Origin of the sequence: Maribacter arcticus, assembly GCF_900167935.1 — a bacterium.
Taxonomy (GTDB): Bacteria; Bacteroidota; Bacteroidia; order Flavobacteriales; family Flavobacteriaceae; genus Maribacter; species Maribacter arcticus.
Map to the genome: position 1 here is coordinate 1 of NZ_FUYL01000014.1, position 22,090 is coordinate 22,090.

Here is a 22,090-nt window from a genome sequence, read left to right on the forward strand (position 1 = left end):
AGAACATCCCCAGAGGTTGCTGTTGCATCGTCTGGCAGTTCGATTTCGTTCTGGTCATCGGTGTCCCCGTCGTTTGTAATGTGCGTATTGATTAAAGTAGTGTTCGCCGTAATCGCTACGGTCTCTTCCAAAGCAGAAAGATCTACCGTCAACGGTATTTCACTATCATTTTCTAACGAAATGCTCAACAAGTTACCGGCTCCGAAAAGAAACTCGTCTACTGTTTGTTCATCTAAACTAGCTGGAAGAGCGGCCCATATAACATCTCCATTTATATCTGTTGTAAGAATTTCTCCGTTCCCTCCTTGTTCAATTTTATCTGGAGTTACATTATTGTCTGCAATATCAATTTCTAATATCGTACCATCTAAAATATTATCTGTTTCTACCCCGCCTAGTGCTATATCTACGGAACCAATTGTACCATTGGCGATATTTGTGGATAAAATAGTTTCAGCTTCAATTTGAACTGAGGTAATACTACCATCAATTACCTGTAATGGATTTAGGCTACTACCATTACCTTCAATTGTTGTATTGTCAGCTTCTACCGTACCACCAGTACCTGCGGGTAAGTTTGCCCAAGTAACTAAACCCGCAGTTGTATTTAAAAATTGTCCGTTAGCTCCTGGTTCAATTTTAAATGGATCTGCATTGCTACCTATTCCTGTAATTGTGCTACCATCTGCTTCTTCAGTAGAACCAGAATTTAACAATGCAGCATCAATGCCAGCTAAATGTGCTTCTACATCTTGGGTGCTGGCTATATAATTAATTGGAACAGCAGTTACCTCTACCTCATTTGCAACTTGGTTATCTAAAAATTGAGTTAGGTTTATAGGAGTTGCGTCATTTGTTATTGTAAGCAGATTTCCTGCTTCTAATGTTAGTTGTTGGTTGTCACTACCGGCAGGTAAGGCTGCAATTTCATCGTCTACATATTGTTTGGTTGCGGCATCGCTGTTAGCGGAAGGAGTGGGTAAGTTGGTTATTGTTGTACCATTAGCATTGTTGTTTAAGACTAAGATTTCGGTTAGACTTTGTTCATCAACCGTCTTTATATATCCAAAAGCCCCAATTTCAGCGTCGGATAATTGGGTATTCGTATCAATAGAAGATATCGGCACCGAAAAAGTACCTGATATATCGGTTATTCTAAGTTCGCCAGCAACAATACCAAATGCTTGATTTTGCTCATTAATTGGGTCACTACCACCAGAAGTGACAATATCTGCAATTTCGGTATCTACATAAACCTTTACTGCATTTTGAGTTGGATAAAGAACTGTTGAGTTACCTAAAGTTTCAATATTTGATTTATTTATAATATTTTCTTTGCCTGCTAAACCGGCTGTTACGACCGCGTCGGTGGCGAAAGCGCTCAAATTTGCTGTGGTGGGGTTTCCGTTTTGGATATTGATGGTAAGCTGTTCATTGGCCAAAGTTGCCGTACCTAAATTTTGTATATCGGTATTATCTATGTATTTACTTAAGTTAATAGTATTGCCGCCACTAATTGCTAAATCATCATTAGCGGCAAGGTTTAAGGTTTGTTCATCAGTATTGTCTAAATAGGTGGTAAGGTCGATATCAGCACCACCCTCTTCTAGCGATAAGTTATTATCTTCAAGAGTCAATTGTTGATCATCAGAACCTACCAAACCACTTAAATCTACCGAGGCTCCTACAGGAGTTGCAGATTGGCTGATACTTAAGGTATTGGTTAATTTGGTGAAGGTTAAATCTATTAATTCATTGGTGTCATCGGTATCTTGATCATCAATAATATGATCTGCAATTAATGCGGTATTATTTGAAATATTCAATTGTATGCCTTCGGTAATTTGCAGCGGATTGGCTGGTGTGCCACTTCCGGTAATGGTTATTTCGTCTCCTACTGCACCCATTAGGTCGCCCGCATCTCCCCACTGAACTATTCCATTTTCATCGGTAATTAATACTTGTCCTGGTATAAAGTTAGCGATATCACTTGGTGCAATACTACCATCTCGTATCTCATCTGAACCTACCGCATTCTGGCGTATTTCACTAGAACCAACAGATTCTGCCGCTAATTTATCTTGTGTAATACTGTTATCTTGTATGTCGTCTGGCCCAATGCCACCATCTACTATATTATCGCCAAGTATGCCATTTTTAGCAATTTCTAGGTTATAACCGCTTGCAGTTTGTGTAATTTCTATGGTAGCTCTATTGTTAATTATAGGGTCGTTGGTAATGGTGAAATTGACTGCATCGCAAAGGTTTACCCATTGTGTGCCATCATAATAATTAATACACTCGGTGTCGATATTATAAACGATACCACCTCTTTGCGGAGTTATAGCTTCCATTTCTAAAGTACTGACCCGTGTAATTACTAAGACTTTTGAAGTGCTTTCTAATTCTAGTACCGATGCAGGATCAATGTTTTGGGGATTATCACCTATTTTTATTTGCCCAAATACAGTTGGTATTGTGAGCATTATAAACAAAATAAACAGAATTATGGCTTTCATACTAAGCGTTTTATAACCTTAAAATGGTGGAAAACAAAAATAGTATTATCTTCTTATCTAGCTTTATTTATAAGTTGAAATAGTATGCTAATAGGTTAAAGAACATTAAACTTCGTTGAAAGGATGTATAACTTTAACCTATGGGTGCATATTTGTATAACAGTCTAAAAAAAGGCTGTTCTAATAAATTAACAAAAGTTTATTGACGCGTTTTTTTTTATCATATTAACATATCTTTACTTTATATCCTGAATACCCTATTATAGGGGTTCTTAGCTCAAAATAAAATAATGACCAAAAAATTACTCTTCTTAATAGTATTACTTACAACAGTAACCGGTTTTTCACAAGATGATGAAAGACGTCTTTTATTAGGTTCTGTTCTTTATATGAATGTTGCTGTACCTAATGAAAACGTGATTAACTCCACCTCTGAAAGGGCAACTATTACAAATGACCAAGGGAATTTTAAAATTAATGTAAAGCTGGGTGATCAGCTAGTATTTACTGCTGTCAACTACAATATTAAAGTGGTTACGATTACCGAAGAAATTTTGGCAAATAATCGCTTAGTTGTTGAGGTAAATGAAAAGGTGACCGAGTTAGATGAAGTGGTAATTACTCCAGATCAACAAGAGCGTTTTTTAAAGTTAAAGAATGAAGAGTTTAAAGCGTATGAATATGAAATTGATCGTAGTACAGAAGTAGAAAACATTTCATTATCTCAATCAGAAAGAGGAATGCAAGATGGTTTGAATTTCGTTAATATTTTCAGGGCAATTTTCAAGGCGCAGAACGAATCAGATGAACCCGGACCTAAGTTAAAGGTAAGTGATGTACTAAGACAAGTATATGATGATTCATTTTTTGTGGTTGATTTAGCGATACCTCAAGATAGAATAGATGAGTTCTTAATATTCTGCGATACAAGAATGCCAGCGCAATCTTTACTTAGGAAAGAAAATGAGTTTCAACTTATTGATGCCTTGGTTACTAACAGCAAATCGTTTCTGAAGGGAGTAGATGAGGAGTAGTCTCCTAATTTTACTTTTATTATCTAGCGTTGCAGTTGTAGCTCAAATTGGTGAACCTAAAAATTTAGAGGGTAGAGTATATAGCGATGATGGCGATGTAGCTGCCACACATGTTTTAAACTTAACGACAAAGCGAGCAACCATTACCGATGTAAACGGTTTTTTTACCATTGCCGTTCATCTATTTGATACTTTAGAGTTTTCTGCAATTCAATACAAAAAGAAGATTGTAATAATATCAACGTCTATTTTAGAAAGTAAGTTGGTGTCTATTGGTTTAGAAGAAGCTTTGACCGAGTTAGACGAGGTTACGGTAACACCTTATAACCTTAGTGGTGACCTCATTAAAGATTTAGCTACTTTAGAATTAGACCCAATAGTTACGGCATCTACCTTAGGCTTACCTAACGCATACGTTAAAATACCAACAAAGGCAGAACGAGAACTTACCGCTGCAACAGCCAACCCTATTATGAGTTTTGACCCATTAATAAACGCTATAACGGGTCGTACCAAAATGTTGAAGCAACGGGTGGAAAGAAATAAACTGTACGATCGAACAGAGCGTGTACGTGATTTTTATGAGGATAGTGTGTACCAAAAAGATTTAGGTATACCGTTAGAGAAAATAGATGATTTTCTCTATTTCTGTGAAGTAGACCCTAGGTTTCAAGAGATAGTTGATACCCATGACCAGATTAAAATTTGGGACTATTTTCTTCAGAAGAGTTTAATTTATAGAAAAAATAACTTCTTAGATTAGCAATTAAATTTGGCATATGCTTTGCAAACAGGTATTTAAACAAGACAATATGAAATTTTTTAGAACAGCATTGTTAGTAATCTTATTGCCGCTATTTGCTTTTGCAGGAGCACATAAATTCTATATCAGTGTTACCAACGTTGATTATTCTGAAAAAGACCAATCGGTGCAGATTATAACCCGCGTTTTTATTGATGATATAAATGCAGTATTGAAAGAGCGCTACGGTATACCCTCAAAATTAGGTACTGATAGCGAATCATCTGTTGATAGAGAGTATTTAGAGAAATACATTCGCACTAAATTTTTGGTAGAAATTAATGGAGAAACTGCTAAATATGATTTTATTGGTAAGAAGTATGATGCTGATATGGTCATTTGTTATTTAGAAGTAACCGATGTTCCACTAAAGAATTTGAAACAAATCGGTATTCAAAATGAAGTACTCACAGATATATATGATGATCAACAAAATGTTGTCCATTTTAATGTTAATGGGAAGAAAAAGAGTCACGTTTTGGTGAAATCACATACTAAAGGAATGTTAAATTTGTAACATATATTAAGAAATCTTTTTAAAAACTCTAAATTTCGCACACTAAATAATTAGATAATGATAAGAATAAAGTACGCGTTTGCCTCTGTATTATTTCTTTTTGTGGCACTTGGGTTTGCGCAAGAGAAAGTAACCAAAGAAAAGGAACCAGGGCATTATAATCAGAGTAAATTTAAACAATTATACGAGGAGTTTTCGACCCCAAATACTTACAGGTCAGCATCTGGTGCGCCAGGACCAGATTACTACCAACAACAGGCCGACTATGTGATGGACATTCTCTTAGATGATAAGAATGCCAAAATTTCAGGCCAAGAAACAATTACCTATACCAACAATTCTCCTGATGATTTAGAATATTTATGGTTACAATTAGATCAAAATATAAGGACTAAGGATTCAAAAGCAGCATTGAAAAATGGAGGTAATGTAAAAGAATCAGAAGATACGGCAGATTTTGTACAAAAGTATATCACAGAATCTTTTGATGGCGGTTTTAATATAGATTATATAAAAGATGCCTCTGGTAAAGCACTGCCATATACTATTAACTTTACTATGATGCGTGTCGATTTACCTACACCTCTCAAAAGTGGTGAAAAATATTCTTTTGATATAAAATGGAATTATAATATTCCTGATCATACCGTAAATAGAGCAAGATCTGGATATGAGTATTTTAAGGAGGATGGAAACAGGGCTTACGTAATTGCTCAGTTTTTTCCAAGAATGGCAGTTTACAGTGATGTAGAAGGCTGGCAGAATCATCAATTTTGGGGTAATGGAGAATTTGCCCTTCCATTTGGTAATTATGAAGTGAATATTACAGTGCCTGCAGATCATATCTTAGACGGTACTGGCGTACTTCAAAATCGAAAAGAAGTGTACTCAAAAGAAATGATGAGTCGTTACGAGCAAGCAAAAAAATCTTATGATAAGCCTGTAATAATAGTTACTCAAGCAGAAGCAGAAGCTGCTGAGAAAGGTTTTTCAAATAAAACGAAAACATGGAAGCTTAAAGCTGAAAATGTTCGTGATTTCGGTTTTGCAACATCAAGAAAATTCATTTGGGATATGCAAGCGGTGAAATTAGGAGGTAAGGATATCATGGCAGTATCCATGTATCCAAAAGAAGGTAACCCATTATGGGAAGAGTATTCAACTAAGGCAGTAGCACATACGCTAAAGTCATACTCGTCTCATACATTCGATTATCCTTATCCAAAAGCAATTTCAGTACATGCTAAGAATCAGGGGATGGAATACCCAATGATTTGTTGGAATTATGGTAGACCAAATGAAGATGGTAGCTATTCTGATAGAACTAAATACGGAATGATTAGCGTAATTATTCATGAAGTTGGTCATAACTTCTTCCCTATGATTGTTAACTCTGATGAACGTCAATGGGGATGGATGGATGAAGGCTTAGATACCTTTATGCAGTATATGGCTGAACAAGAGTTCGGAGAAGCTTATCCGGCAGCAATTGCACCAAATGATAAGTATCCTTCAAGAAGAGGTGATCCAACGAAGATAGTGCCTTATATGAGCGGCGATCAAAGCACAATTTCTCCGATTATGTCAAATCCTGAGAATGTATTTCAATTAGGGGCAAATGCTTATGGTAAGCCTGCAACTGCATTAAATATATTAAGAGAGACTGTAATGGGGCGTGAGGTTTTTGATCATGCTTTTAAAACCTATTCGCGCCGTTGGATGTTTAAACATCCAACTCCAGAAGATTTTTTCAGAACAATGGAAGACGCATCTGCCGTTGATTTAGATTGGTATTGGAGAGGGTGGTTCTATACGACCGATTATGTAGATATGGGAGTGAAGAATATTAAAAAGTTTCAGGTAGCAAAAAAACCTGTTACAGGTGATTTGATGTCGAAAGTATTTTTGGTGTCTTCTGACAGTGAAAGCTATGATCCTGCTTTAGATGGGGTAAACCCTTCTGAAACTTCAAAAACTCTTAAGGAGTTTATGATGGATAATATGACCGAGGCTGAAAGAGCTGCAGTGAAAGAACCAAAATATTTTTATGAGGTAACCTATAATAGTCCGGGTGGTTTACCTATGCCATTAATCGTAGAATATACCTATGCAGATGGTTCGGTTAAAAATATAACCTACCCACCAGAAATTTGGAGAAAGAACAGTAAAGAAGTGAGTATGGTGCTTTCTTCAACTTCTGAACTTACTGGTATTAATATTGATCCTAAAATGGAAACAGCAGATATTGATACTACGAACAACAGCTGGCCAAAGAAAGAACAGGAAAGCGAATTTGATAAAATGAAAGAGGAGATTAAAGGAAAATAAGCCTAAAAAATATTTCTATAAAAAGCCTCGTAGTTATACGAGGCTTTTTTAATTTGGATACTAAACTTGTTTATATTTGTAGTATGATTGCTATGTATTCGTTATTTATAAGTGGCGCAGAAATTTTCTTCATTATGTTTATCGTAGTGATGGTTTTTGGTGCCGACAAAATTCCTGGTATTGCCAAGGGGTTGGGTAAGGGTATGCGCCAATTGAAGGATGCGACCGAAGATATTAAACAAGAAATTCAAAAGAGTGCTGACAAGCAGGGTATTGATACTAGTTTTGTGACAGATATCAAGAAAGATATCGATGATATGAAAAAAGATATTGGTTCGGGCTTGGCAAAAGATGTTAAGAAGCAAATAAGTGATGTAGGCAAGAATATCAGCGATGTAACTGGCAGCATAAAGAGAAAGTAGCCTATTATGTTAGATAAGATTTTACAATGGGATCGAGAGACCTTTGTCTATCTTAACAGTTTAGGTATTGAGCAGTACGATATGTTTTGGTCAATAGTGACCAAGTTTCCACCTTGGATTCCACTTTTTGTACTTATTATCACACTTTTTTTTATAAAATTTTCGAAACGCGAAGCTTCATTCATGATTTTGACCCTTTTGGCTATGGTTTTGTTCGTGAGCACGTTAACAGATTTGACCAAGAACGTAGTTGCACGGTTGAGGCCAAACAACGATGAAGAAATAAATACCTTAATTCGTATTTTAAAGAGTCCGTCTGGGTTTAGTTTCTTTTCAGGGCACGCTTCGTCATCTTTTTCTATAATAACTTTAGTTGTCCTGTTTCTAAGGCAACATGTTAAATGGATATACCTACTTTATATTTGGCCCATCTTATTTGCTATGAGTAGAATTTACGTAGGGGTACATTTTCCAATAGACGTAATAATAGGTGCCTTGGTAGGAATATTTTCTGCTTGGATGTTTTATAAGTTGTATGGCTTACTTATTTCACCCTACTTAAAGTTAAACCATCGCGTATAGGCAATAATACAGTCTCTAAAAGCGGATGTTTGCTTAGTTTTTTATTGTAATCTAATAATACTTTCGTAGTAGTATCTTTTGGGTCTAAGGGTTCTACAACTTTACCAGACCATAAGACATTGTCAGAAAGTATAATTGTGCCCGATTTTGTTTTAGGTAAAACTTTTTCAAGATACTTATCGTATTGTTTTTTTTCTGCATCAATAAATATAAGGTCGAAAGTTATGTCAAGTTCAGGTATTATATCTAAAGCATTACCCACGTGTTGAATAATCTGATTTCCATAATCACTACGGTCAAAGAAAGTTCGTTGAATGTGTTTTAATTCGGCATTTACGTCGATGGTATGCAGTTCACCTTCTTTACATAATCCTTCGGCCAAGCATAAAGCTGAATAACCAGTGTAGGTTCCGATTTCAAGAATATAAGTAGGATTAATTATTTTAGACAACAAACTTAGAACTCTGCCTTGAAAATGGCCAGTAAGCATTCTCGGTTGAATCACTTTTAAATGAGTTTCGCGAGTAAGATCTTGTAATAATTTAGGTTCCTCTTGCGAATTATCTGCCAAATAGCTTTCTAAAAGTGGCGATATAAAATGCATACGTTTCTTTTTGCAAAAATAGGGTTTTAAGCCTTAATTTCATGACATCAAATTTAGCGCATGATAAACCAAGAAATTAGTATTAGGGAAGCTGTAATTGAAGATTTACCAGTGCTTTTACAACATGAGCAAGGAGTTGTTACCTCTGAGCGCCCTTTCGATCCTACAATTAGAAATAGTGATGTAACGTATTATGATTTAAATGCTTTGATGTCAAATTCACGAGCATTGGTTTTAGTTGCTTGTGACGGAGAAAAGATAGTAGCTACGGGTTATGCTTTAGAAAAGCCTGCACGACATTATTTAGATCATGAGACTTTTGCTTATTTTGGTTTTATGTACACCGACCCTGAATATAGGGGTAGGGGAATTAACGGCAAAATTATAAGTGGTTTACAAGAATGGGCAAGTTCTTTGGGGTTAGCAGAAATTAGATTACATGTTTATAGCGAGAATGAACCAGCTATTCGCGCCTATGAAAAAGTTGGGTTCAAAAAACACATGATAGAAATGCGACTGCGTACTAAATCGTAGCAAGCAATTATTCATTTGGACACATTAGATTATAGGCTTATGATTACTTTTATATAAAATTGGTTATGGAATTTAAAAATACGCTTGAGTTTGCACAATCATTAGATGCTCAAGACAACTTAAGAAGCTATAGAGATGAATTTATTTTCCCTAAAATAAACGGGAAAGAGGTGATATATTTCACAGGTAATTCTTTAGGTCTTCAACCAAAACGAACAAAAGGTTTTGTTGATGAGGTTATGAAAGATTGGGCAGAACTGGCAGTAGAAGGCCATTTTTATGCTGAAAAACCTTGGTGGGATTATCATGAACGCCTTGCGGAACCTTTAGCAAAGGTTGTGGGCGCATTGCCAGAAGAAGTTTCTGTGATGAATACTTTGACGGTAAATCTTCACTTATTGATGGTGTCTTTTTACAGACCTACCAAAACTCGATTCAAAATTCTATGTGAGGAAAAAGCTTTTCCTAGTGACCAATATATGTTTCAAAGTCAAGTGCGATTTCATGGGTTAGACCCAGATGAAACAATAGTGGAGATTAAAAAACGCGATGGTGAACATCATTGGAGAACCGAAGATATTCTTGAAAAAATAGAAGAATTGGGCGATGAACTGTCGCTTGTTTTAATAGGTGGCGTAAATTATTACAATGGCCAAGTGATGGATATGGAAGCCATTACCAGAGCAGGGAAAACGGCAGGAGCAAATGTAGGCTGGGACTTGGCTCATGCAGTGGGTAATGTGGAATTGAAGTTACATGATTGGGATGCCGATTTTGCATCATGGTGTAGTTATAAGTATATGAATAGTGGGCCAGGTAATGCATCAGGTATCTATGTGAATAAAAGACACTTGAATAAAAAAGATATTCAAAGATTCGAAGGATGGTGGGGAACAAAAAAAGAAACTCGATTTCTTATGAAACCTGAGTTTGAACCCATGGAAAATGCCGATGCATGGCAAATAAGTAATGTTCCTATACTGTCTGTTGCACCTTATTTAGCATCACTTACCATGTTTGAAGAAGTTGGGATGAATAAATTGATAGACAAGAGAAATACAATTGTCGCCTATTTAGAATTTATTCTGCATGAAATTGATAAAGAGGTCGATAGTTCTTTTGAAATTATAACACCAAAAGATAGAGGCTGTCAATTATCTGTCTTTTTGCACGGACAAGGAAAATCGTTGTTCAATTATTTGATGGAAAATGGAGTAGTTACCGATTGGCGCGAACCAAATGTAATACGGTTGGCACCTGCACCTTTTTATTCTTCGTATGAAGATATGTATCGTTTCGGGCAAATTTTGAAAGCAGGGGTTCTTGCGAACTAATTTGTAGTTAGAGGCTAGTCTTTATTGTATGGCTAGTAATATTCTTAAAAAACCTTTTGCTGAGCGAAGTCGAAGTAAACAACCAATAACCAACAACCAGCTGTAGATGAAATCATTAAAGTTAATTTTAGGTAATGCACGCTATTTCGGACCCTCTTGGGTTTTTGCAAGTATCAATATACTTTTTGGTACTTGGGCAATCTACATACCTACGGTAAAAGACACTTTAGATATTAGTAAGTCTGAATTGGGAATTGCTATTTTCTTTTTGGCATTAGGGGTATTCACTATTTTTCCGTTTGCATCTTCAATAATAAATAGGGTAGGAGTTGGTAAATCTACTTTCTATGGAGTTTTGTTGAGCTGTGCAGCTGCAATGTTACCTTTATTGGCACCAAACTATTATGTTTTAATGGCTGCGCTTTTTCTCTTCGGCGCATCGAATGGTATCACCGATATATCTATGAATACCTTGGTGACAGAAATAGAGAAAAAAGATAAAGTGAAATTTATGGCTGCTTCACATGGCTTTTTTAGCTTGGGCGGTGTATTGGCGGGTATGGGAAGTTTTTTAATTGGTCCGCTATCGAATCCTGTACTTCATATGTCAATTGCAGTTTTATTGGTTCTTGTAGTTAATTTTATATTTAGAAGGAAGTATATTTCTGAAATAGCCGAAGAAATAGAAAATGAACCATTTAGTTTTGGGTTGCTAAAACCACTTTTACTATTAGCGCTTATATCGTTTGTTGCCATGGGTAGTGAAGGAGCAATTGTTGATTGGAGTGGACTTTATTTAAAGGAAATTACCATGGCACCAGAAGCTTTATGGGGATTAGGCTTTTTAGGTTTTCAGGTAACAATGACCCTAGGTAGATTTTTAGGTGATGGAATTAGTGAAAAAATAGGCTCCATAAAAATTGTAGCCTTAGGAGCTATATTAGCAATTGTAGGGTATGTATTAGTATTGACCACAGATATTTATTTAAGTATTATAGGTTTTGCTTTAAATGGACTAGGTTTTTCGGTAATGGTGCCCGAAGTTTTTAGAATAGGTGGAAATGTGAAAGGTGTAGATTCCTCGAAAGGAATAGCTTTTATAGCTGGTTCTGGTTATGCGGGGTTTCTATGTGCTCCACCAATTTTAGGGTTCTTGGCAGAGAATTATAGTCTTACCAGAAGTTTTGTAGTACTTCTTGCCTGCGGATTTTTAATATTACTATTTACACTATTATTAAAAAGGAAAAAGGCATAAGTAATTCTGCACAATTTTAATTCTTGATGTTACTTCTTACTTTAAATTCGTTGTTTGGGTCTTGTACCTTTTCAATAAAATCTAACATTTCTTCTGTTAGCAATAACTGGTTTTGAGTATTCCAATAACTTTGGTCGTAAGGATAATTTATTTTGAATAAGTCTTTAGATGTACTGACATTTTTTTTGACGTCAAAATCACCTTCGTTATCTGATGTGGTCAAAATAAAAGAAACGTCGTAAAAGGAAGTATAAGAATTATTTTCATCGGTTTGTTCAATTACTACATGGTATTTTGATGATTCAATATAGTATTTTTGATTTTTACGAGATTTTGAAAGTGATATTTCTTTATCAATAGAAATTGTCCTGTATCTGCTGTCTTCATTTTCTGAAAATGGATTGTTTTCAAATTCAAAAACTATTTTAAACTGCTCTATCGCGTTGTTTTTAGCATTGATAATATAATGTCCCGTTACTTTCTCATTTGCAAATTCGGGTTTGGTTTGAAAGCTTAGATTAATTTTGCTGCCATTCTCAAATGTGGATTCAATCAAATCAAAAGCATCTCCGGTGGCATTCACAGGTATCAAGTTCATGAATAAACCGTAAAATGAATCGAAAATAAAATAAATGTCATTTTCATCAAGTACCAAACCGACTTTACGCATATTGGTCAGTTCAACTTTAAAATCTTTTTTATCTGGCTCAATTTCTTGAGTATACAGTAGCGTTCTTCTTTCCAGTTTTCCTTGTAGGTCCTGTATTCTGGTAATTTCACCATTATATCTTAAAACTCCCCTTAATAAGAATTTCTCCTTATAAGGATATAAAGGGTAATTAGAATCAATGGAATCTTTTACTTTTTGCCATAATGTTTTTTCATTGGTAACGGTGACCTCATTTAATTCTAAAACACTTTTGTTGAGATAAATGGTGTCATTGGTTTTCTGAAATGTAGTACTGATTTTATCATAACCAGGGCGGTAAATAATAATAGAATCAGAAGTAGAAGAAAACTGAAAACGCCCGTCAGCATTGGTCATCGTGTGGTCGGACTTGTTGTAAATACCAACAAATTCTAATGGGGAATTATCTGAAATATCCACTACAATTCCACTTAATTCATTTTGAGAATAAAGAAGAGTAGAAAACAGGCAAATAATAAAAAACTGAAGTTTCATAGGGTGTTTGATGTATATTGAAATTATCAAACACTATACCACATTACTTCACTTCAACACCAGTAAAGAAAAGTGAAAAATCTGCATCAGGTCTTTTGTGCATCATGCTAATTTTTAATCCTTTTAGTTCTTTATAATCTTCCCAACTTGTAACCATGTTAGGTTCTGCTTGGTTTTCTTTTCTATATGCCCACTCTTTAATGATGTAATCATCTCCAAAATAATAATCATAAGCATCGCCAGGGGTATAACCGCCTTCATTTGCATAAACGGTCGTTAACTTATTCATTTTGGTTTTGCTAATAGGTGCTTCTATACTTTCTGTAAGCTCGTAGGTAAAACCTTTTTGGTCCCAAACTAATTGATAAGGCGCCAATAGCCAAAATTTATCATTAACGAAACCGCCATCGGTACCTGCCATGGTACTATCTACAGCCTTTCTATTATACGTAATTGTATCTTGCCGTGTCATCATAGTGACATCGTTAGACCCTGTTTTCCATAACCAAGTACGTTCAAAATGTGAAGAATCGCGATCTACATTAAAAGTGAATTTTATGCTTGAGACATTCTTCCAGTTTTCATATCCATTTGCATGCGCAATTTTTTCTAGAACGGTCAATTCCGTATCTTCGGCCACTTCAATTTTCGTCTTATTGTTGTCGGTTTTGCAACTTGTAATAATACTTGATAATACTATGGAAAGGATAATTAATTTTTTCATTTTCAGCACATTTTAAATCAAATATATCAATTACAGTATCTTTAACCTACTTTTATTTTTTGTAAACAAAACACTAGAGTGACATTTCTTAAGAAGCTATGTTTTATTATAATTGGAAGTGAATTCAGTAAGAGTTCTTCTAATACGGTACATGATAAATATACCGACGATGAACTGATAGAGCAAATTGTCAAGAACAAGGATGCTTTGTTGTTTGGAGAGCTCTATGATAGATATTCCAAATTAGTCTACAACAAATGTTTGGGGTTTGCAAAATCTAATAAAGAGGCAGAAGATCTTACGCAAGATGTTTTTTTAATGCTCTATGTGAAATTAGGCTCTTTTAAAGGAACATCTAAATTTTCTACATGGTTATATTCTTTTACTTACAATTTTTGCGTCAATTACGTGAATAGAAATAAGGAAAGGAAGATTAATGATAATTCAGTAAAATTTGATACACAAGAAGAAGTACCAGTAGATGTTACCGATAATCTATTGCTGCAAATGCAAGTAGATAAACTTAAAAAAGCTTTAGAGCTAATTGCGCCAGAAGATAAAACACTTTTGTTGTTGAAATATCAAGACGGAGCTTCAATTAAAGAATTAGAAGATGTATTAGAGATTAAATCAAGCGCCATTAAAATGAGGCTTAAGAGGGCTAAAGCTAAAGTTGTGGAAATGTATAATACCATACCCTAATGACAGAACAGAACAATAATCCATTTAAAAATTTAGAAGGGGATCTTAAAGATGTTCCACCTGAACTACGTAAGAAAGTTATGGATGATGTAGCCGCAGCTAAGTTAATTATGGAATTGAGCAATCTGTTCACGGGTAATTTTGCCTCGATTATTGAGGGCATGATGAAAACGAAAACCAAATAAATATAATTAAAAGTAAAACTATATTCATGGAAACAGTAGATAAGTGGAAAGACCTAGCCTTTGAATCTTTGAGTGCCATTTTCAAAGATATTGCGGCTGCCTTGCCAGGTATATTTGGTGCATTTGTAGTGCTTATTTTTGGATGGATTATCATTAAAATAACCACATTCGTTTTAAAACGAATTTTTAAGGCGATTCAATTACATCGTTTTTCAGAAAAAATTAATGAAGCGAAACTTTTTGGCGAGGCTGATCTTAAAATAGATTTACCAAAAGTCATTGTCACTTTTATTAAGGTATTACTTTGGTTGGTATTTATAATTGTGGCATCTGATATTATGGGCCTAACTATAATATCTACAGAAATTGCAAACCTATTACGATACCTACCCATTTTACTATCGGCACTTATTATTTTTATGATAGGTCTGTATTTGGCTAAAATAATCAAAGAAATGATTGTTAAAGTATTCGATTCTATCGGTATGGGCGGTGGTAAAGTTTTAGGTAACGCCTTATTTTATTTGATTATTATTTTTGTAAGTATTACTGCTTTAAATCAAGCAGGTATTGATACTCAAATTATCACCAATAATTTCACCATAATACTTGGAGCTTTCTTATTGGCAATTGCATTGGCTTTAGGTTTAGGGGCAAGAGAAGTAGTTGGTGATTTATTAAGAACATTTTATACAAGAAAAATTTACGTAATAGGTGATAAGGTTAAAATCGGAAAACTAGAAGGTACTGTTATCGGTATAGATAGTATTTCAATGATTCTTAAAACTAAAAAAGGTAAAGTTGTAATACCTATTAAAAAGGTAGTTGAGAAAACCGTTGAGGTTGAAGAACAATTGTAAAGCCTAAATTTCGTTTTCATTTATGAATGATGAAATTAGGATAGTAATTCGGTTGTCTTATGTCACATTTGTTTATGAATTAATTGATTAATTTTGTTAGAGATAATTAAACTTAAAATATGAGTGCTAAAAAAGGAAAAATTCAGGAAGCCATAGATGAGAAAATGCTAGAGGAAAGAAAGGTATTCCTATGGGGTATGGTTGATGACGATTCTGCAAAACATGTAATTGATAGGTTATTGTATCTAGATATGCAGAATAACAAAGAAATTCAGCTGTATATTAATAGTCCTGGTGGTTATGTTACTTCTGGTTTTGCAATGTATGACACCATAAAATCTTTAAAGAGTCCGGTTTCTACAATCTGTACTGGTTTGGCAGCATCAATGGGTTCTATTTTATTGTCAGTAGGTAAAAAAGGTAGAAGATTCATTCAGCCACATGCTCAGGTTATGATTCACCAACCAAGTGGTGGTGCAAGAGGCCAAGCTTCGAATATAGAAATTCAGGCAAGAGAAATCATTAAAACTAAAGAGCTCAGTGCACATATATTAGCAGATAACTGTGGTCAAGAATTTGAAAAAGTCTTAAGGGATTTTGATAGAGATTATTGGATGAATGCAGAAGAGTCAATAAAATATGGTATCGTTGACGGAATAATGGAATAAATTCAGATTACTCGGTTACGGTGGTTTACGGCATCGTATTTGAATGTTCTGCTTAAAAAACAAAAACTCCTTTTTCTTTAGTTGAAAAAGGAGTTTTTTATATATAGACGCTCTCGCGGAATGTTCTTTTTATGTACGGTTCAAAAATATGTTTTGGACGCCCAAATCCTGTTAAATAGACATTAAAAATCATCCATATGCTCAATAATGTATGTGCCCCGTTCTTGTAATTCCTCTAATTTTCCTGAATCCATTCTATCCAATAAACTCAGCATCATAGTCATTCTATGATTATTCTTAAAGTGTTCTTTTTTGGTCTCAAGAAAATTCCAATATAGGGCGTTGAACGGACAGGCATTCGAGCCTATTTTTTTGGTGTGACTATAATGGCAATTACCACAATAATTACTCATTTTATTAATGTAGTTAGCGCTACTTACATAAGGTTTCGTAGCTACAATACCTCCATCTGCAAATTGGCTCATTCCTCTAGTATTGGTGATTTCGACCCATTCAATAGCGTCGATATAAACTCCTAGATACCATTTGTCAACTTCATTGGGGTCTATTTGGGTCAATAGCGCAAAATTGCCAATGACCATTAGCCTTTGAATATGATGTGCGTAAGCAGTATCGAGGCTTTGGCCAATAGCATGTTTCAAGCAGTTCATTTTTGTCTTACCCGTCCAGAAGAAATCTGGTAATTTGTTTGTGTTGTTTAGAGCATTTAGTTGTTTGTATTTCGGCATTTCTTTCCAATAGATACCTCTCATGTATTCTCGCCAACCCAATATTTGGCGAACAAAACCCTCAACTTGAGATATGTCAATCTCTTTGGCATGCTCATAGAAATGGTTTAAAACAGAATCAATTACTTCTTTTGGTGATAGTATTTTGGCGTTCATCGCAAATGATAGACGAGAATGAAAAAGGAATTTTTCATTCTCGTGCATTGCATCTTGATAGTCTCCAAAGTGATGTAAAAGTTCTTTGCAGAAATAATTTAAATTAGAAAGACATTCTGTTCTTGATGTTGGCCAATTAAAAGATTCGGGTTCTATATTTCCAAAAGTTTCAACATTAGCTTTTTTCACTTCTTGAATAATTTCGAGAACATCTTGGTTGAATTTTTTTTCGGAAGGAATGGCTGGCTGGCCTGTCCATTTTTTACGGTTGTTTTGGTCAAAATTCCATTTACCACCTTCAGGGTGGTTGTTAATCATCATAATTTGATGCTTTTTTCGCATCATTCTATAAAAATTTTCCATGACCATTTGCTTTTTACCCTTGTAAAAGTCTTTTAATTCAAATCTTGTGGTGTAAAAATGTTCGGTATCAACACAGCTTGATTCAATTTCTAATGATTCACATATTTGAAGTAATTGCTGGTCTAATCGATATTCATCTGGTAACTGATACTCAAATTTTTCAGCATTGTTTTCTATAGTGCACTGTGAAATTACTTTTTCTAAATCTTGAAGATTATTAGGGTCATTTAGTTCTAAGTAAATAAAATGATGACCTTGATGTGAAAGGTCTTTTTTAAAATTTCGCATCGCTAAAAAGAATGCGACTACTTTTTGAATATGATGTTTTACATAATCTGTTTCTTGACGCATTTCTGCCATTAAGTAAACAACATCATTATCTATGGTATTAAACCAAGAATGATTTTGGTTTAATTGGTCGCCTAATATCAAGCGTATTGTTTTCATTTTAGTGTATCGTTTTATTTAAAATTTTATAAAGTGGTCATCGGTTAATTACATAGTGAAGTAAACTAGATGTATTTACAAATTAAAACAAGGTTTCTTGCAACCACATTCTTTGAAATTTACCACTGCCGTCATAACGTTCGGCCTGACTTTTTATATTGAATTTACGGTCTCTGGGGTCATTGCCAACACCGCTAGTGTACATCCAATTTCCCCAATTACTATGTACATCGTAGTCTATTAACATACTCTCAAAATAAGCCGCACCTATTCTCCAATCTTGCTCTAGTTCTTTTGACCAAAAACTAGCTGCATTTTGCCTGCCTCGATTACTCATCCACCCGGTTAGTAACAATTCTTTCATATTTGCATTCACGAATGGTTCTTTGGTAGCCCCGGTTATCCAGTTATTTCTTTGTTGAATAGTTTCTTTCCATTCATACTTTTTCTGAAGGATACCACCGATTTGAAATATTCGGTTCTGGTGCTTTAGAGAAACATATTTAAAATAATCTCTCCAAATAAGTTCAAAAATAAGCCAGTAGGTATCTTGGTTTTTAGTCACTTCATCTTCAAATTTCTTCACCTCCCAATATATTGTTCTAGGAGAAATACTGCCATTTGCCAACCATGCAGATAATTTTGAGCTGTAATCTTTACCTACTAATCCGTTTCTAGTTTTCTTATAAAAAGCTAGTTTTTTGGTTTCCCAAAAGTAATTTTGAATTCTGTCTAAGGCAGCTACTTCACCACCAACAAAAGGGAAAGCAGTGCGTTCATCAGCAAAGAAATCATCTAAACCCAAATCTTTTAATGTTGGTATTCGTGTTTCATTCAGAACTAAATTATCGCAAGACATTATGTTAGAAATAATGGTAAGTGGTCTTACATCGACTTGATTTTCACACTTTTTTCTAAAATTGGTGAACACCTCTGGTAACGCATCAAAGTGGTTGTAGGGGATATCGTCTGGGTGGTATAGGAATTGGTCAAAAGTTTCAATAAAATCGGTTGTGGTTGAAACTTTCTTCTTAACAGATTCTAATATGTTCTGCTCGTCTCTTGTCCATTCCTTCTGCAAATAGACGGTCTCAATATTATACTTAAGAATCAATTGAGGTAGGTAGTTGGCAGATTTACCCACATATATAAATAACGGGATATTAATTTTTTTTAATTCCTTTCGAAGTTGAGTTACCGTTTCAATTAAAAATTTGGCTCTGAATTTTTCAGTTCTCTTAAATTCGAATTGATCCTTTTCAAAGTATATAGATTCAAAACAGAAAAAACCAATTACTTTTTCACCACTCATTGCTTTACAGAGAGAGGTATTATCTTGTACTCTTAAATCGTTTTTGAACCATATTAAATTATTCATATATTTTCAACATCTTTTATTTATTTCTTCTACATTTTTCGCTGCAATATTTTACATCCTTCCAATTCTTTTCCCACTTTTTACGCCAAGTAAAAGGTCTTGCACAAGTTGCACAAATCTTGGTCGCTAGATTTTCTTTCTTGTGGGCCATTATGTTATCGGTATTGTTGGTTCGTCGGGTTTTGAGTAATTGAACCGGTTTAAAAGCTTGGGTAAGGCATAACCATCTAAGCCTACTATAGCAACGGTATTAGCTTTATCTAAATTTACCCAACCATCTTCTTCGAGTATGTCGTCAGATAAATAGATATGCTCAATAGCACCAATAATTAATAGGCAGTTGTTTTCTTTAATTTCATATTCGTTGATATAGCGACAACCAAGTTTAATACTACTTTGACTTACATAAGGAGCATGAAAATCATCTAAATATGATTCGGTTAAATTGGTTTTAGAAAATTCAGAAATTTGCTCATTATAACTTGCAGCTGTATGGTGAGCGTCTTTAATCATATCCTTATTTACTTGATTAACAGTGAAGAAACCAGTTTCTTTAAAGTTTTTATAGGTATCTCTTTTAACGGTTAATGGTCTAAGAATAAAGCCTAACATAGGCGGGTTACTGCCGATATGAATCACCGAATTGAATATCGCTAAATTGGTTTCGCCATTCTTTGATTTCGTTCCCAGAAGGTTGGCAGACTTATAACCAGTGCAACTATTAATTAGATGAGCTCTTTTTCTACTAGGCATATGACCTAGGTCTGTTGTGTTTAAATATTTCAAAACTTTTATTTTGTTTATTAAAAGTACAAATATCTTAAACAAATTGATAAAAGATTAGAAAAATTATTTGCTTAGTTTGTGCTTGTAATAGTTGAAGTAGGGCATAATTTGCTACTTTTAACGCTCGCTTAATTTAGGCGTAAAGCTTAATGCATGACCCAAAGTAAAAAAAACATAGCCATCATTGGCTCAGGATTGGTAGGTTCGTTACTTGCTATTTATTTGAAGAAGTACGGCCATCAAATCACAGTTTTTGATAGACGACCTGACATTCGAAATATTGAATTTTCAGGTAGATCAATAAATCTAGCAATGAGCAATAGGGGGTGGAATGCCTTAAGAGCTGTTGGCATTGAAGATGAAATAAAAGAAATTGCCATACCGCTAGATAAACGTGCAATGCATGTGGTGGGTAAACCAGAGTATTATCAAAAGTATGGTAAAGATGGAGAGGCTATCTGGTCCATTTCTCGTGGTGTGCTTAATAAGCGGATGATAGATTTGGCCGAGAACAATGGCGTAGAATTTCGTTTTGAAGAAAAGGTATGGGATATTGATTTGCCTGAAGCTAAAGTTTACACTGGTGATACAGAGAAAGGCGAGTGGACGGAGTATCCTTTTGATTTAGTTTTCGGTTGTGACGGGGCATTTTCAAGGGTACGTCATAAAATGCAACGTCGTAGTCGATTTGATTATTCTCAAGATTTTATTGATGTAGGATATAAAGAATTGACCATTCCGGCCAATAATGACGGCACTCATAAATTAGACAAGAATTCATTTCATATTTGGCCACGAGGGAAGTTCATGTTCATAGCCATGCCTAATTTAGATGGAAGTTTTACATGTACTTTGTTTATGCCATTTGAAGGTGAAGTTTCTTTTGAGAGTATAAAAACGAAGAAAGATGCTGTTGACTTTTTTAACACCTACTTTCCTAATGTTAAGAATGAAATTGAGAACCTAACAGAAGATTTTTTTAAGAATCCGACCAGCGCAATGGTAACTATGAAATGCTACCCTTGGACCTATTGGGACAAAGTGGCTCTCGTAGGTGATTCTGCGCATGCTGTTGTACCTTTTTACGGCCAAGGTATGAATGCTGGTTTTGAAGATATTTTTGTGTTAGACGAGATAATACAGGAATTTGGAGATGATTGGGAAAAGATTTTTGATACATACCAAAAGCGGCGTAAGCCAAATGCAGATGCTATTGCTGAACTGAGTTATCGAAATTTTGTAGAAATGAGTAGTAAAACGGCAGATGCTAATTTTTTACTTCAAAAGAAAATAGAAAAACATTTTTCAGCTAATCATCCTGAGAAATGGATTCCTGCATATAGTAGGGTTACTTTTTCTGAACGACCTTATGCTGAAGCCTTAGCTGCAGGAGATGCTCAAGAAAGCATAATGAAGGAAGTAATGAAAACACCCAACATCGAGAAAAAATGGGATAGTGAGGAAGTAGAAAAATTGATGCTAGATTTAATTGGTTGATTTCATTTCGGCCCTACGCATTGGCATACTATCAATAAGCTCAAAAATTTCTTCCAGTTGTAGTGGATAAGGTTGTTTTGACTTTATACCGCCATCTTTACCGATTAACAAAAATCCATTCAAATGCTTGATTGTAGTATTTGAATTTTTAAAGAGTACTTCTTTATCGTCTAGGTTATAGAGGTTATCCTGTTTATATATTAATATAATAAGGTCTCTTTGTTCAATTTCTTTTGAACTGTCTTTAATTACTTGTAAGGCTTTCTTAAAGTCATTGGTGTGAGTGGGGCTATTAGTAAGAATCAGAACTCTATTTTTCCATTTAAAGTCTGATAATTGTTGAGCTGTTAAAGCAGAACCGTGCATAAGAAAAAGTAATAAGATTGTTTTTATGGCTTTCATTGACATGAATTTAAACAAAAAAAGCCATCTAATTAAAGATGGCTTTTTTACATATTACT

At 34.6% G+C, this 22,090-nt stretch carries 23 protein-coding genes; 14 read left to right on the plus strand and 9 right to left on the minus strand.

What is annotated here, in order from left to right; translation table 11 throughout:
• Positions 1–2,519: beta strand repeat-containing protein (locus B5X55_RS17885; protein WP_143814539.1), on the minus strand; the 2,519-nt coding region annotated here is incomplete at its 3' end.
• A gap of 290 nt (positions 2,520–2,809) precedes the next feature.
• Here B5X55_RS17885 and B5X55_RS17890 point away from each other — a divergent pair.
• From B5X55_RS17890 to B5X55_RS17915, 6 genes are all read left to right on the plus strand, one after another.
• On the plus strand, positions 2,810–3,553 hold the full coding sequence (locus B5X55_RS17890; RefSeq protein WP_079514474.1) for a BamP family beta-assembly machinery protein: 744 nt from the start codon (positions 2,810–2,812) through the stop codon (positions 3,551–3,553).
• Positions 3,543–4,316 (plus strand): BamP family beta-assembly machinery protein, encoded by a 774-nt coding sequence (locus B5X55_RS17895; protein ID WP_234999790.1) that lies wholly within the window; start codon positions 3,543–3,545, stop codon positions 4,314–4,316. Before B5X55_RS17890 ends, B5X55_RS17895 begins: the two co-directional genes overlap by 11 nt.
• 49 nt (positions 4,317–4,365) lie before the next feature.
• The gene (locus tag B5X55_RS17900; protein WP_079514476.1) at positions 4,366–4,872 is read left to right on the plus strand and encodes a DUF6702 family protein; all 507 of its coding nucleotides are present in this window, start codon (positions 4,366–4,368) and stop codon (positions 4,870–4,872) included.
• Between the two features lie 57 nt (positions 4,873–4,929).
• Positions 4,930–7,200, plus strand: a complete 2,271-nt coding sequence (locus tag B5X55_RS17905) for a M1 family metallopeptidase (RefSeq protein WP_079514478.1) — start codon at positions 4,930–4,932, stop codon at positions 7,198–7,200.
• An 83-nt stretch (positions 7,201–7,283) separates the two neighbouring features.
• Positions 7,284–7,622 carry a Sec-independent protein translocase subunit TatA/TatB gene (locus B5X55_RS17910; RefSeq protein ID WP_079514480.1) on the plus strand — a complete coding sequence of 113 codons (339 nt, stop codon included), beginning with the start codon at positions 7,284–7,286 and terminating at the stop codon, positions 7,620–7,622.
• A gap of 6 nt (positions 7,623–7,628) precedes the next feature.
• Complete coding sequence (locus B5X55_RS17915) at positions 7,629–8,204, plus strand: phosphatase PAP2 family protein (protein WP_079514482.1); 576 nt, start codon at positions 7,629–7,631, stop codon at positions 8,202–8,204.
• Here the strand turns inward: B5X55_RS17915 and B5X55_RS17920 are convergent.
• Positions 8,167–8,808 carry an O-methyltransferase gene (locus tag B5X55_RS17920; protein ID WP_079514484.1) on the minus strand — a complete coding sequence of 214 codons (642 nt, stop codon included), beginning with the start codon at positions 8,806–8,808 and terminating at the stop codon, positions 8,167–8,169. The genes B5X55_RS17915 and B5X55_RS17920 overlap by 38 nt on opposite strands.
• Positions 8,809–8,868: 60 nt before the next feature.
• Between B5X55_RS17920 and B5X55_RS17925 the strand changes: the two genes are divergently transcribed.
• The 3 genes from B5X55_RS17925 (at position 8,869) to B5X55_RS17935 (ending at position 11,931) form a co-directional block, all read left to right on the plus strand.
• Complete coding sequence (locus B5X55_RS17925) at positions 8,869–9,342, plus strand: GNAT family N-acetyltransferase (RefSeq protein WP_079514486.1); 474 nt, start codon at positions 8,869–8,871, stop codon at positions 9,340–9,342.
• 65 nt (positions 9,343–9,407) lie between these two features.
• Entirely contained in the window at positions 9,408–10,676 is a 1,269-nt protein-coding gene (kynU, locus tag B5X55_RS17930; protein WP_079514488.1) for a kynureninase, read from the plus strand.
• A 106-nt stretch (positions 10,677–10,782) separates the two neighbouring features.
• Positions 10,783–11,931, plus strand: a complete 1,149-nt coding sequence (locus tag B5X55_RS17935; protein ID WP_079514490.1) for an MFS transporter — start codon at positions 10,783–10,785, stop codon at positions 11,929–11,931.
• 16 nt (positions 11,932–11,947) lie between these two features.
• Here B5X55_RS17935 and B5X55_RS17940 read toward each other — a convergent pair whose 3' ends face one another.
• Complete coding sequence (locus B5X55_RS17940; protein WP_079514492.1) at positions 11,948–13,114, minus strand: peptidase associated/transthyretin-like domain-containing protein; 1,167 nt, start codon at positions 13,112–13,114, stop codon at positions 11,948–11,950.
• 43 nt (positions 13,115–13,157) lie between these two features.
• On the minus strand, positions 13,158–13,838 hold the full coding sequence (locus tag B5X55_RS17945) for a hypothetical protein (RefSeq protein WP_079514494.1): 681 nt from the start codon (positions 13,836–13,838) through the stop codon (positions 13,158–13,160).
• A 78-nt stretch (positions 13,839–13,916) separates the two neighbouring features.
• On the opposite strand from B5X55_RS17945, the gene B5X55_RS17950 reads away from it, so the two are divergent.
• From B5X55_RS17950 to B5X55_RS17965, 4 genes are all read left to right on the plus strand, one after another.
• On the plus strand, positions 13,917–14,540 hold the full coding sequence (locus B5X55_RS17950) for an RNA polymerase sigma factor (protein ID WP_079514496.1): 624 nt from the start codon (positions 13,917–13,919) through the stop codon (positions 14,538–14,540).
• Positions 14,540–14,725 (plus strand): hypothetical protein, encoded by a 186-nt coding sequence (locus B5X55_RS17955; RefSeq protein ID WP_079514498.1) that lies wholly within the window; start codon positions 14,540–14,542, stop codon positions 14,723–14,725. The genes B5X55_RS17950 and B5X55_RS17955 overlap by 1 nt, the downstream gene beginning before the upstream one ends.
• A gap of 26 nt (positions 14,726–14,751) precedes the next feature.
• Positions 14,752–15,585, plus strand: coding sequence for a mechanosensitive ion channel family protein (locus B5X55_RS17960; RefSeq protein WP_079514500.1), 834 nt, complete (start codon positions 14,752–14,754; stop codon positions 15,583–15,585).
• Positions 15,586–15,704: 119 nt separating this feature from the next.
• On the plus strand, positions 15,705–16,253 hold the full coding sequence (locus B5X55_RS17965; protein ID WP_079514502.1) for a ClpP family protease: 549 nt from the start codon (positions 15,705–15,707) through the stop codon (positions 16,251–16,253).
• A gap of 182 nt (positions 16,254–16,435) precedes the next feature.
• Here the strand turns inward: B5X55_RS17965 and B5X55_RS17970 are convergent, their stop codons facing one another.
• The 4 genes from B5X55_RS17970 to B5X55_RS17985 all read right to left on the minus strand — a co-directional run bounded on the left by B5X55_RS17970 (position 16,436) and on the right by B5X55_RS17985 (position 20,132).
• On the minus strand, positions 16,436–17,968 hold the full coding sequence (locus B5X55_RS17970; protein ID WP_079514504.1) for a cryptochrome/photolyase family protein: 1,533 nt from the start codon (positions 17,966–17,968) through the stop codon (positions 16,436–16,438).
• Between the two features lie 82 nt (positions 17,969–18,050).
• Positions 18,051–19,346: a DASH family cryptochrome gene (locus B5X55_RS17975; RefSeq protein ID WP_079514506.1), complete on the minus strand. Its 1,296-nt coding sequence runs from the start codon at positions 19,344–19,346 to the stop codon at positions 18,051–18,053.
• Positions 19,347–19,362: 16 nt separating this feature from the next.
• Entirely contained in the window at positions 19,363–19,497 is a 135-nt protein-coding gene (locus tag B5X55_RS17980; RefSeq protein WP_079514508.1) for a DUF2256 domain-containing protein, read from the minus strand.
• Positions 19,497–20,132, minus strand: coding sequence for a flavin reductase family protein (locus tag B5X55_RS17985; protein ID WP_234999792.1), 636 nt, complete (start codon positions 20,130–20,132; stop codon positions 19,497–19,499). The genes B5X55_RS17980 and B5X55_RS17985 overlap by 1 nt, the downstream gene beginning before the upstream one ends.
• Positions 20,133–20,285: 153 nt before the next feature.
• Here B5X55_RS17985 and B5X55_RS17990 point away from each other — a divergent pair, with 153 nt between their 5' ends.
• Positions 20,286–21,629, plus strand: a complete 1,344-nt coding sequence (locus B5X55_RS17990) for an FAD-dependent oxidoreductase (protein WP_079514512.1) — start codon at positions 20,286–20,288, stop codon at positions 21,627–21,629.
• Here B5X55_RS17990 and B5X55_RS17995 read toward each other — a convergent pair.
• Entirely contained in the window at positions 21,618–22,031 is a 414-nt protein-coding gene (locus B5X55_RS17995) for a DUF4174 domain-containing protein (RefSeq protein ID WP_159447567.1), read from the minus strand. The two genes, B5X55_RS17990 and B5X55_RS17995, sit on opposite strands and share 12 nt — an antisense overlap.
• Positions 22,032–22,090: the final 59 nt, after the last annotated feature.

Coding starts and splice junctions, on each gene's coding strand:
- B5X55_RS17890 (WP_079514474.1), top strand. CDS start 2,810: ATGACCAAAAAATTACTCTTCTTAATAGTATTACTTACAACAGTAACC.
- B5X55_RS17895 (WP_234999790.1), top strand. CDS start 3,543: ATGAGGAGTAGTCTCCTAATTTTACTTTTATTATCTAGCGTTGCAGTT.
- B5X55_RS17900 (WP_079514476.1), top strand. CDS start 4,366: ATGAAATTTTTTAGAACAGCATTGTTAGTAATCTTATTGCCGCTATTT.
- B5X55_RS17905 (WP_079514478.1), top strand. CDS start 4,930: ATGATAAGAATAAAGTACGCGTTTGCCTCTGTATTATTTCTTTTTGTG.
- B5X55_RS17910 (WP_079514480.1), top strand. CDS start 7,284: ATGATTGCTATGTATTCGTTATTTATAAGTGGCGCAGAAATTTTCTTC.
- B5X55_RS17915 (WP_079514482.1), top strand. CDS start 7,629: ATGTTAGATAAGATTTTACAATGGGATCGAGAGACCTTTGTCTATCTT.
- B5X55_RS17920 (WP_079514484.1), bottom strand. CDS start 8,808: ATGCATTTTATATCGCCACTTTTAGAAAGCTATTTGGCAGATAATTCG.
- B5X55_RS17925 (WP_079514486.1), top strand. CDS start 8,869: ATGATAAACCAAGAAATTAGTATTAGGGAAGCTGTAATTGAAGATTTA.
- kynU (WP_079514488.1), top strand. CDS start 9,408: ATGGAATTTAAAAATACGCTTGAGTTTGCACAATCATTAGATGCTCAA.
- B5X55_RS17935 (WP_079514490.1), top strand. CDS start 10,783: ATGAAATCATTAAAGTTAATTTTAGGTAATGCACGCTATTTCGGACCC.
- B5X55_RS17940 (WP_079514492.1), bottom strand. CDS start 13,114: ATGAAACTTCAGTTTTTTATTATTTGCCTGTTTTCTACTCTTCTTTAT.
- B5X55_RS17945 (WP_079514494.1), bottom strand. CDS start 13,838: ATGAAAAAATTAATTATCCTTTCCATAGTATTATCAAGTATTATTACA.
- B5X55_RS17955 (WP_079514498.1), top strand. CDS start 14,540: ATGACAGAACAGAACAATAATCCATTTAAAAATTTAGAAGGGGATCTT.
- B5X55_RS17960 (WP_079514500.1), top strand. CDS start 14,752: ATGGAAACAGTAGATAAGTGGAAAGACCTAGCCTTTGAATCTTTGAGT.
- B5X55_RS17965 (WP_079514502.1), top strand. CDS start 15,705: ATGAGTGCTAAAAAAGGAAAAATTCAGGAAGCCATAGATGAGAAAATG.
- B5X55_RS17970 (WP_079514504.1), bottom strand. CDS start 17,968: ATGAAAACAATACGCTTGATATTAGGCGACCAATTAAACCAAAATCAT.
- B5X55_RS17975 (WP_079514506.1), bottom strand. CDS start 19,346: ATGAATAATTTAATATGGTTCAAAAACGATTTAAGAGTACAAGATAAT.
- B5X55_RS17980 (WP_079514508.1), bottom strand. CDS start 19,497: ATGGCCCACAAGAAAGAAAATCTAGCGACCAAGATTTGTGCAACTTGT.
- B5X55_RS17990 (WP_079514512.1), top strand. CDS start 20,286: ATGACCCAAAGTAAAAAAAACATAGCCATCATTGGCTCAGGATTGGTA.
- B5X55_RS17995 (WP_159447567.1), bottom strand. CDS start 22,031: ATGAAAGCCATAAAAACAATCTTATTACTTTTTCTTATGCACGGTTCT.